Annotated in this window: 12 protein-coding genes; 6 read left to right on the top strand and 6 right to left on the bottom strand. The window is 66.8% G+C overall.

Features of this window, described 5'->3' with window-relative positions; genetic code table 11:
- Positions 1 to 77: 77 nt before the first annotated feature.
- Both VHR41_18860 and VHR41_18855 read left to right on the top strand, forming a co-directional pair.
- Positions 78 to 557 carry an OmpA family protein gene (locus VHR41_18860; GenBank protein ID HEX3236259.1) on the top strand — a complete coding sequence of 160 codons (480 nt, stop codon included), beginning with the start codon at positions 78 to 80 and terminating at the stop codon, positions 555 to 557.
- Entirely contained in the window at positions 554 to 1,063 is a 510-nt protein-coding gene (locus tag VHR41_18855) for a response regulator (GenBank protein ID HEX3236258.1), read from the top strand. The genes VHR41_18860 and VHR41_18855 overlap by 4 nt, the downstream gene beginning before the upstream one ends.
- A 77-nt stretch (positions 1,064 to 1,140) precedes the next feature.
- On the opposite strand, the gene VHR41_18850 is transcribed toward VHR41_18855, so the two are convergent.
- From VHR41_18850 to VHR41_18840, 3 genes are all read right to left on the bottom strand, one after another.
- Positions 1,141 to 1,728, bottom strand: coding sequence for an OmpA family protein (locus tag VHR41_18850; GenBank protein ID HEX3236257.1), 588 nt, complete (start codon positions 1,726 to 1,728; stop codon positions 1,141 to 1,143).
- A gap of 707 nt (positions 1,729 to 2,435) precedes the next feature.
- On the bottom strand, positions 2,436 to 2,714 hold the full coding sequence (locus VHR41_18845) for a hypothetical protein (protein ID HEX3236256.1): 279 nt from the start codon (positions 2,712 to 2,714) through the stop codon (positions 2,436 to 2,438).
- Between the two features lie 220 nt (positions 2,715 to 2,934).
- Positions 2,935 to 3,147 (bottom strand): LapA family protein, encoded by a 213-nt coding sequence (locus VHR41_18840; GenBank protein ID HEX3236255.1) that lies wholly within the window; start codon positions 3,145 to 3,147, stop codon positions 2,935 to 2,937.
- 397 nt (positions 3,148 to 3,544) lie between these two features.
- Between VHR41_18840 and VHR41_18835 the strand changes: the two genes are divergently transcribed.
- Positions 3,545 to 4,168 carry an S-adenosylmethionine decarboxylase gene (locus VHR41_18835; protein ID HEX3236254.1) on the top strand — a complete coding sequence of 208 codons (624 nt, stop codon included), beginning with the start codon at positions 3,545 to 3,547 and terminating at the stop codon, positions 4,166 to 4,168.
- 220 nt (positions 4,169 to 4,388) lie between these two features.
- On the opposite strand, the gene VHR41_18830 is transcribed toward VHR41_18835, so the two are convergent.
- Both VHR41_18830 and VHR41_18825 read right to left on the bottom strand, forming a co-directional pair.
- Positions 4,389 to 4,871 (bottom strand): hypothetical protein, encoded by a 483-nt coding sequence (locus tag VHR41_18830; GenBank protein HEX3236253.1) that lies wholly within the window; start codon positions 4,869 to 4,871, stop codon positions 4,389 to 4,391.
- Entirely contained in the window at positions 4,868 to 5,056 is a 189-nt protein-coding gene (locus VHR41_18825) for a hypothetical protein (protein HEX3236252.1), read from the bottom strand. The genes VHR41_18830 and VHR41_18825 overlap by 4 nt, the downstream gene beginning before the upstream one ends.
- A 288-nt stretch (positions 5,057 to 5,344) precedes the next feature.
- Between VHR41_18825 and VHR41_18820 the strand changes: the two genes are divergently transcribed.
- On the top strand, positions 5,345 to 6,067 hold the full coding sequence (locus VHR41_18820; protein ID HEX3236251.1) for an ABC transporter substrate-binding protein: 723 nt from the start codon (positions 5,345 to 5,347) through the stop codon (positions 6,065 to 6,067).
- A gap of 9 nt (positions 6,068 to 6,076) precedes the next feature.
- On the opposite strand, the gene VHR41_18815 is transcribed toward VHR41_18820, so the two are convergent.
- Positions 6,077 to 6,385, bottom strand: coding sequence for a hypothetical protein (locus VHR41_18815; protein ID HEX3236250.1), 309 nt, complete (start codon positions 6,383 to 6,385; stop codon positions 6,077 to 6,079).
- Positions 6,386 to 6,518: 133 nt separating this feature from the next.
- Between VHR41_18815 and VHR41_18810 the strand changes: the two genes are divergently transcribed.
- Complete coding sequence (locus VHR41_18810; GenBank protein ID HEX3236249.1) at positions 6,519 to 7,049, top strand: (2Fe-2S)-binding protein; 531 nt, start codon at positions 6,519 to 6,521, stop codon at positions 7,047 to 7,049.
- Positions 7,046 to 8,709, top strand: a 1,664-nt coding sequence (locus VHR41_18805) for a molybdopterin cofactor-binding domain-containing protein (protein ID HEX3236248.1), incomplete at its 3' end; no start/stop codon positions are given. The genes VHR41_18810 and VHR41_18805, both read left to right, overlap by 4 nt.

Genomic DNA, 8,709 nt, shown 5'->3' with positions numbered 1-8,709 from the left:
AAGGTCACCGAGCGCGGCAAGTACATCGAGGCCTTCTTCCGGAACGTCGACTGGAAGGTCGTGGAAGGGCGGCTGGATTGAATACGAGAGCTCTCGCCTGGCTCGTGGTGCTGCCAGGGCTGGCGGTGCTCCCGGTTCTTGCCGGTCCGCGGGTGCGGAACGTCGCGCCGGTGGCGGCGCTCTCGCCCGCGGTCGCCTCGACGGTCGCCGAGGCCTGGTCGGTCCGAGACTCCATCCATTTCGGACCCGGAGGCACGCAGATCCGACCGAGCGATGCGAAGGTGCTCGACGCGCACGCGGCCTCGCTCCGTGGGAACCGGATGCGGCGTCTCCTGATCGAAGGCTATGCCGACGGCGTCGGGGACAGCACGTTCAGCCGGCAGATCGGCGAGCAGCGAGCGAAGTCCGCCAAGGCCTACCTGGTGTCCAAGGGAGCGCCCGCAAATCAGATCGCGGTCTCGTCGGGCGCCGGGAGAGAGCCGGCCTGCGGGGAGAAGACGGCGACGTGTCGGGCCCTGAACCGTCGGGCCACGCTGTCAACGGGGGTGCAGCCATGAACGCAAGGCAGCGGCCGCTCGAGAGCGTACGGGTGCTGCTGGTGGAGGACAAGCCGATGGTCCGGGAGGTCCTCGAGCGGCTGCTTGCCGGATCCGGGGGCCACGTGACCGCGGTCGCGGGCGCGGCCGAGGCGCTCGAAGCCATGCGATGGGCGCGCCCTGATGTCCTCATCTCCGGCATCACCATGCCGGAAGAGGACGGCTGCTGGCTGATCCGGAAGATCCGGATGTTGCCCTCGAATCGGGGCGGATCTATCCCGGCGGTGTGCCTGACCGGGCGCAACGCGCCCGGAGACGAGGCGCGAGTACTGCGGGCGGGATTCCAGCGCTTTCTTGCGAAGCCGGTCGATGCGCGGCGACTGGTGACCATGGTGGCCGACCTGGCCGGCGGGGCGGCAAGACGCTCGAGCGGAGCCACCCCTGGCTCCTGGGCCGGGATCCCTGCCGGGGCCCTCGGGCGGGGGGCCGCGGCAGACGTCCGCCAGCAGAGAGAGGAAGCGAGATGAGCCTGATCGAACCGCTGACAGGCTGATCGGGCCGGAGCGATTCGTCGCCCCGGCCCAACCTCTGTGCCTGATCGTCCCTAGCTGCCGGGGCGGACCAGTACCTCGACTCGACCGTCACGCTGCGAGCAAACCTCCGGTGAATCGCTGCACTTCATCCTCGCCACTCCGAAGCCGCCGGTCTCCATGCGGTCGGTCGATACCCCGGCCTGGATCAGCGCCTCACGAACGTTACTGATCCGCTGCTGGCTCAGGGCCACGTTGTACTGATTGGTCCCGCGCAGGAGATCGGTGGAGCCGTCGATCCCGAGACGGGCGGACGGGTTCTGGTTCATGTAGGTCGCGATGTCCGAGGTCTTGCTCATCTCGGACGGCCGGATCGAGGCCTTGTCGTAGTCGAACATGATGTCCTTGAGCGAGGTCCAGCGCGCCATCGAGGCGGCGGGACCCTGGGAGCCAGTCGTGCCGGTCTGGCCCTGCGAGCCGGTCATGCCGGTGGCACCCTGTGCGCCGGTCTGACCCTGGGCGCCGGTCATGCCGGTCGGACCCTGGACGCCCGCGATGCCCTGCGCGCCGGTCATGCCGGTGGGGCCCTGGACGCCCGCGGGGCCGGCGCAACCGAACGCGAATGCCAGTGCGAGTGCTGCGAGTGAGAATCGGTAGTTCATCTTCGTGCCTCCTGCTGGATGGTGAGCTTCTGCGATTGATCTGTTCATAACCCTAGCAGTCGCCGTCGCCGGCGACCATTGGACAAAGGCCCCACAGGGACGCATCACTCCCCCGAGGTGTGCAGCTCGAGGAGCGAGAGGATGGCCCACGGCTGGCGCGTGTCAAGCAGCCACCTGTCGAAGGACAGCGACGAAGGTCCAATAGCCAATCGCGATAGACGGCAGCTAGACTGGGACACGGAGAAACACCAGCAGTGGCGGGAGGTGATGAGTGATGTCCATGGAGACAGTGTTGATCATCCTGGTAGCGGTATTGCTCCTCGGCGGTGGCGGGTGGGGATATTCTCGCTGGCGCGGTTAGTCACGCTTGCCGTCCCCACCTTTTGACCGGCCCTCGCTCGACAGGGGCCGCCCTCGCTCGACAGGGGCCGGTCGCCTGGGCGCCTCAGGCTGTGCGGGGCGCCGCAGCACGACGGGGTAGGTGGCCGCAAGCTCATCCTTGCCCGAGTAGCGTCCGGATACGCCGGGCCTGAAACGGGGTTCCCGCGATTGCGGTCACGGCCTACCGACCACCGCCGCGAGGAGCTGATCACGGAAGGCTTCGCGGCACTGGTCGAGAGGCCCCGTGATCCGCTTACCCTCTGCAAGGTGATCCGGCGCGCACCCGCAACAAAGTCGGGCGCTCGTCGGCGACGCCAGCCGGCTATCTAGGCGGGCTGGCTTGGATCATGCCCAAGTACTTGGCGCTCCGCATCCCACACCTGGAAGCATTCGACGTGAAACTGCACGCCGATGCCATCGGCGTGCGCTGCATCAGTCACGCTGAGGCCCTCCATCACCATCTGGCTTTTGCTCACTGTCTCGCCACAACCGTCGCAGGTTTCCCCGTTGCCCGGACCGCCCCACATGCGCGGGATGTGGTTGTGCGGGAGACGTCCATCGGCAAGCTTGGCCTGAATCTGCAGCGTGAGGGCGGGCCTATCCATGCTGAACCTCGTGGCGTCCTACAAGATGCGTACTCGCCAGATTCACCGAGGTCTTGGCGCCCGGGGGTGCGCCAACCCGAAAGGCCGGGGTGCAGGCGATGGCAAGTATGCCGCGGTCGCCGCGGACACGGCCATTGGACTTTGGTCCATGGCGACCAGCACGGACGGGACCAGGTCCGTGACATTCCAGTGTGGCCCCCGCTGAATCGACAGGGGACCGTCACGGGCTGCCGCGTTTCCACCGCAGCAGGCGCTTCGTCACGTGGAACAACTCCGCAACAAGTACGCCCGCCGCCGTGGCCGCCAATATGACGATGGCAAGGGAGGAATCAAGCTGCCAGATCAGAAACCGCACCGTGACCGCCTGCGGATTCTGTAGGGCGAAGGTCACCACGAAGAGAAGGACGACGCTGAGGATAACCAGAGACAGCATTGACATTCCTCCACTCAGTCCCTTGCCGACCGTAGCGGATTCACGGCAGACAGCCAAGTTGGCTCGCAACGCAGAAGTGCATGTGTGGTCCGTCAATGAAGCCGCGGCGTCCCGAGATATTGCACGCCCCTATCGCGGTGATGGCACCAACGGCCCCACCCGAGCCCCGGACGAGCTCGGGACGGACTGCACCTGGCACCTGCGAGATCTCGGGGTCATCCACCGGCAGACTCCGCGCGGGTACCCGCAGGCCAATGGAAAGGACGAGTTCTCCCCGCGCGTGATCTTCCGGACCCCTGCCGAGCTCACCCAGAAGCTCCGCAAAAGGAGGTCTGGCACCGATCCAACTGACGGCGCCGAGCGCCATGCTACCCTTCGCGAGAAAGGGAGGTGAAGCATGGCACAGCCAAAGACGGACGACTTCGTCGGGCGTCACCTGATCGTTGACGCCTCTACCTACAACAAGCGTAATCTCACATCGACGGACAACATACTGGGCCTCTTCGAAGCACTGGCCCGCAACCTGGACATGACCCTGGTGCTTCCTCCGATTGTCTGCCGGTATCCGTTCGCGCACGACGAGATGACCGCCTTCTGCGACGAGATCGAAGTCGAGCTCGAAAAGAAGGCCAAGGCCGTCGCCGCGTCCACCAACGCTACGATAGACCTCAGTTTGGCTCCCGTCCAGGTCATGAGGGACTTCCTGCGCCGACGCCAGGCGGAGGAGAGCGGAGTGACCGGCGTGAGCATCTGGGCCGAATCGCATGCCGCCATTCACACCTGGGATGAGGATAACTACTATGCGTTCGACGCCTTCAGCTGCAAGGATTTCCGGCCGCGAGACGCCCTGCGGTTGCTGTTGAGCCACTTCGACATCGAGATCCTCAACTGCGTCAACCTGCTCCGATTCCAGCGCTCGATGCCGAAGGTCTCGAACTTCCAAGTGAACGACAACTGGGAGGTTCTGGTCGATGGGCGCACGATCGGCGAGCTGGACTCGGTCAACGTCGACGAGCTCTGAGTCGACCGAGCAGCTCGCCGAGGGTCGCTTTCTACGTCGCCTGCGTCGGCCCCGGTCAGGCGCGGACAGTCCACCTTGATCAACGCGCTGGTGGGCAAGCGGTGCGAGGCCCACGATCTCGGCGGCCTTATGGCCTCTCCAGGCGCGGATACGACCGATGTTCTTTGCCTCGAGTGGCAGTGGTCGGGCGTCGCCGGCGACCCCAGACTACGGGACCGCGTCACTCCCCCGAGGTTCGCAGCTCGTGGAGCGAGAAGCGACGATCACGGAAGAGAATGCCCAGCATCACCACCGCCGCGACGAGATTGCCGCCGAGGATGGCCCACGGCTGGAGCGTGTCGAGCAGCCACGAGCCGAGGATCATCATGGCCGCGAAGACCGCGACCTCGAAGCAGCAGAAGAGCATGAAGACCCCGAAGAGCATGTGTGGGTGGCGGTCGGCGATGGCGAAGAGGCCGGCAACCGCCAGGCCGAAGGCGATGAAGGCAAGCCCGTGGACCGCGGTGTACTTGAGGACGAGGCCGGGCGTGATCACGAGGAGGGCCGGATCGCGAAGGCCGTCGAAGAGGACCGCGCCGAGCAACGCCGGGGTCCGGAACGGCGTAGCGGTGATGAGATCGAGCACGAAGAACCAGACCGCGACCGCGGCCGCCCCGGCGAGGCCGACGAGGATTCCCTCGAAAAGCACCTTCTGTCGGTTCATGGCTGTCTCCTCGCCGGGGCACCCGGGACCGGGCGGTCTGCCGCCGTCTTGAATCCGCGGCGGGTGCTGTCGAATCGGTTGCGCACGTTGGCGGCGCGACGCAGGATGTCCTGCCGCTCGACCGTCGTGGCGTCCGTGGGCCGGTTGCTCTTCTTGTTCTTCCCGTAGCTGCGCCGGATTCCCATCGGACCCTTCAGCCGGCGGCGCCAGCCGCCAGGCCCGGCCGGGAGCGGGCCGCCGGAGCAGCCAGACCAAGGCCAGCGCGCCCACGAACGGCAGGAAGAGGCTGATGAAGAAGCTTCCGCCGCCGACACCGAGGAATGCGGCGAAGATTCACGACGAAGAGCATGAAATGACGTTAGCAGCCGGCGGGAGCGTCTCCCAGTGGACGTTGGTCCCATCTCCTGGCCCGGGCGGGCATTCGACCAAGGTCCAATAGGCGGGGCACCGGACGACAACTAGAGTGATTACACATGAAGCCCTCCCGCCGGGCCGTGCTCCCTCTGCTGGTCCTGGTCGCGCTCGCGACCGGCCCGCAAGGGGCCGGCGCCCAGCCGAGGACGGCCACCGACCAGGCCGGGCCGCTCGAGCTCGTGCGAGGGTCCGTCTCCCGCGTGCTCGCGATCGTCCAGGCCCCACGCGTGGTCGCGAGGGGTGACGCTCAGCGGACCGCGGAGATCCGTCGAGTCGCCCAGGGGTTGTTCGACTTCGACGAGATGGCTCGCCTCACGCTGGCGCAGCACTGGAAGGCTCGATCGGCCCCGGAGCGAGAGGAGTTCGTCGTCCTCTTCACCGACCTGCTGGAGCGCTCGTACCTGACGACCATCGAGAACTATTCCGGAGAGACCATCAGCTTCGTGGGAGAGTCGATCGGCGATCAGTACGCGCAGGTGCGATCCCGCATCACGACCAACCGGCTCATGGAGTTCCCGATCGACTACCGTCTGCGCATGCGCGACGGGCGCTGGGCGGTGTACGACGTGGTGCTGGACGGGGTGAGCCTGGTCTCGAACTACCGGAGCCAGTTCAACACGATCATCCGGACGTCGTCGTTCACCGACCTCATGACCAGGCTGAGGACCCGGCAGATCGAGACGCACGCCATCCCCCGGACCGGCCGGGGCGCGCGCCAGGGTACCGATCGGGAGAGAGGGCTTGCCGGAGTCGGGGCGGTCTACGAGCTCTACAAGAAGTGAGGGGGACGGCTATGCCGATGCCCGCTGCGAGAAGAGACGGCGCTTGAGGTAGTCGACGCCCTTCTTGCCGACGAGGGCCGATCCGGCGAGGAAGATTCCCCAGCTGATCGCCGCCAGCGCGAGCCCGACTCCCCCCTTCTGCCAGAGCGAGATCGGCAGGAGGTGCACCAGCGGATAGGCGGGGTAGATGCCGAAGCTCAGCAGGATCAAGCTGGTCCCCACCCAGAACGCCACTCGGCCCGGCGGCGCGACCGTCACGGCGTCCGGCGACCGGCTCGTCTTCTCGTTCTCCCCGCAGCGGCGCCGGATGACCTGCATGGGTCCAGTCTAGGCATCGCGTCGCTAAGGGCTATGGGACCTTGGTCCACCGCCGCCGCGGGGGGCCTGCGCTTGACAGGGCACGGGCCGATTTAGTACTACTTAAGCCAAGTTCATCCTGACGCAATCATCCATGAAGACGCTCTTGGCCCTCCGGATCAACGGTGAAGAGCGCGACGTCCTCGCGGCGGCGCACAAGACGCTGCTCGAGGTCCTGCGGGAGGAGCTGAACCTCACCGGGACCAAGCACGGGTGCGAGCTGGGCGAGTGCGGCACCTGCACGGTGCTGGTGGACGGCGCCCCGGTGCTCTCCTGCCTGGCGCTGCCGGTCGAGTGCCAGGGGCGCGAGATCAAGACCGTGGAAGGCATGGCCACCGGGGGCGATCTGCACCCGCTCCAGCAGGCGTTCGCGGAGCTGGGAGCCGCCCAGTGCGGGTACTGCACGCCGGGCATTCTCCTGACCGCGGAGGCGCTGCTGGAGGAGACGCCGGTCCCGACCCGTGACGAGATCAGGCACGCCCTCGCCGGCAATCTCTGCCGCTGCACCGGGTACACCAAGATCCTCGACGCCGTCGAGCTCGCCGCCCTCCGGATGCGGAGGCGGTTGCTTGGCGAGGTACACCCGAAGGCGAGCCGAGCGGATTCAGAGGTGGACCAGCGATGAAGAAAGACGTCTTTTCGATAGTCGGCCAGTCGCTGCCCAAGATCGACGCGTGGGCCAAGGTGGTGGGCGAGACCAAGTTCGCCGACGACCTGCTGATGTCGCGCATGGCCCACGGCAAGCTGCTCCGCAGTCCGCATCCCCACGCGCTGATCAAGCGCATCGACACCACGCGGGCCCGGGCCCTGCCCGGCGTCTACGCGGTGATCACCGGCCAGGACCTCCCGCGGGTGAAGTTCGGCATCCTGCCCGTCTCCCAGGACGAGGAAGCCCTGTGCACGGACAAGGTCCGGATGGTCGGCGATCCGATCGCGGCGGTGGCCGCGGTCGACGAGGAGACCGCGGAGCGGGGCACGCGCCTGATCGACGTGGAGTACGAGCCGCTGCGGCCTCTCATGTCGATCGAGGAGTCGCTGGGTCATCCGGAGGTGCGCATCCACGAGTACGGCGACCGCCCCAACGTGCACAAGGCGGTGGCGCTCCAGTTCGGCGACGTGGAGGCCGCCTTCGCCCATGCCCACCTGGTGCGTGAAGATGTGTTCTTCTTCGAGGGCAACACGCACCTGCCGATGGAGCAGCACTCCGCGGTCGCCCAGTGGGGCCCGGACGGCAAGCTGACGCTCTGGTCGTCCACCCAGACGCCCCACTACGTGCACCGCCTCCTGTCCAAGATCCTCGACATGCCGCAGGCCCACATCCGGGTGGTGGCCGCGCCGGTGGGCGGCGGCTTCGGCGGCAAGCTCGATCCGTTCGCCCACGAGATCGCGGCGTGCAAGCTCTCGCAGGTGTGCGGGCGGCCGGTGAAGATCACGCTCAATCGTGAAGAGGTTTTCTACACCCATCGGGGACGCCATCCGGTGCTGATGTGGATCAAGACCGGGTTCACCCGCGACGGCGCCATCACCGGCATGCACTTCCGCTCCTGGCTCGACGGCGGGGCGTACGGCTCCTACGGGGTCGCCTCCACCTTCTATACGGGTGCGCTCCAGACCGTGACCTACAAGATCCCGGTCTACAAGTTCGAGGGCGCGCGGGTGTTCACCAACAAGCCGCCGTGCGGCCCCAAGCGCGGTCACGGCACTCCACAACCACGCTTCGCGGTGGAGTGCCAGATCGACAAGATCGCCGAGCAGCTGGAGCTCGACCCAGCGGAGATGCGCAAGCGAATCCTGCAGCCCGCCGAGAGCGTGACTGCGAACTGGCTCCGCATCGGCTCCATGGGGCTGGGCCGCTGCATCGACGCCGTCGTGCAGGCGAGCGGGTGGAAGGAGCGCTACCGCAAGCTCCCCTTCGGTCGTGGTCTCGGAATCGCGTGCTCCTCGTACATCACTGGTGCCGGGCTTCCGATCTACTGGAACTCCATGCCGCATTCGAGCGTGCAGCTCAAGCTCGACCGATCCGGCGGAGTGGCCGCATTCTGCGGGAGCATCGACATCGGACAGGGCTCCGACTCGGTGCTCGCCTACATCGTGGCCGAGGTACTCGGCATCGATCCACTCGACATCCGCGTGGTGACCGGTGACACGGATCTCACGCCGATCGACCTCGGCTCGTACTCGTCACGCGTGACGTTGATGTGCGGGCAGGCGGCCATCCAGGCCAGCGAGCGTCTGAAGGCCGTGATCTTTCGCGCGGCGGCCGCGAAGCTCGGGGTCGCGCCGTC

This window comes from Gemmatimonadales bacterium, assembly GCA_036265815.1.
Classification (GTDB): Bacteria; Gemmatimonadota; Gemmatimonadetes; order Gemmatimonadales; family GWC2-71-9; genus CAVVWJ01.
The sequence above is the reverse complement of the archived record's forward strand: the minus strand, read 5'-3'. Positions and strand labels throughout refer to the sequence as shown.

Excerpts from the sequence above, each read along its gene's own strand:
- VHR41_18855 (HEX3236258.1), top strand. The coding sequence starts at position 554 with ATGAACGCAAGGCAGCGGCCGCTCGAGAGCGTACGGGTGCTGCTGGTG.
- VHR41_18850 (HEX3236257.1), bottom strand. The coding sequence starts at position 1,728 with ATGAACTACCGATTCTCACTCGCAGCACTCGCACTGGCATTCGCGTTC.
- VHR41_18845 (HEX3236256.1), bottom strand. The coding sequence starts at position 2,714 with ATGGATAGGCCCGCCCTCACGCTGCAGATTCAGGCCAAGCTTGCCGAT.
- VHR41_18840 (HEX3236255.1), bottom strand. The coding sequence starts at position 3,147 with ATGCTGTCTCTGGTTATCCTCAGCGTCGTCCTTCTCTTCGTGGTGACC.
- VHR41_18835 (HEX3236254.1), top strand. The coding sequence starts at position 3,545 with ATGGCACAGCCAAAGACGGACGACTTCGTCGGGCGTCACCTGATCGTT.
- VHR41_18830 (HEX3236253.1), bottom strand. The coding sequence starts at position 4,871 with ATGAACCGACAGAAGGTGCTTTTCGAGGGAATCCTCGTCGGCCTCGCC.
- VHR41_18825 (HEX3236252.1), bottom strand. The coding sequence starts at position 5,056 with ATGGGAATCCGGCGCAGCTACGGGAAGAACAAGAAGAGCAACCGGCCC.
- VHR41_18820 (HEX3236251.1), top strand. The coding sequence starts at position 5,345 with ATGAAGCCCTCCCGCCGGGCCGTGCTCCCTCTGCTGGTCCTGGTCGCG.
- VHR41_18815 (HEX3236250.1), bottom strand. The coding sequence starts at position 6,385 with ATGCAGGTCATCCGGCGCCGCTGCGGGGAGAACGAGAAGACGAGCCGG.
- VHR41_18810 (HEX3236249.1), top strand. The coding sequence starts at position 6,519 with ATGAAGACGCTCTTGGCCCTCCGGATCAACGGTGAAGAGCGCGACGTC.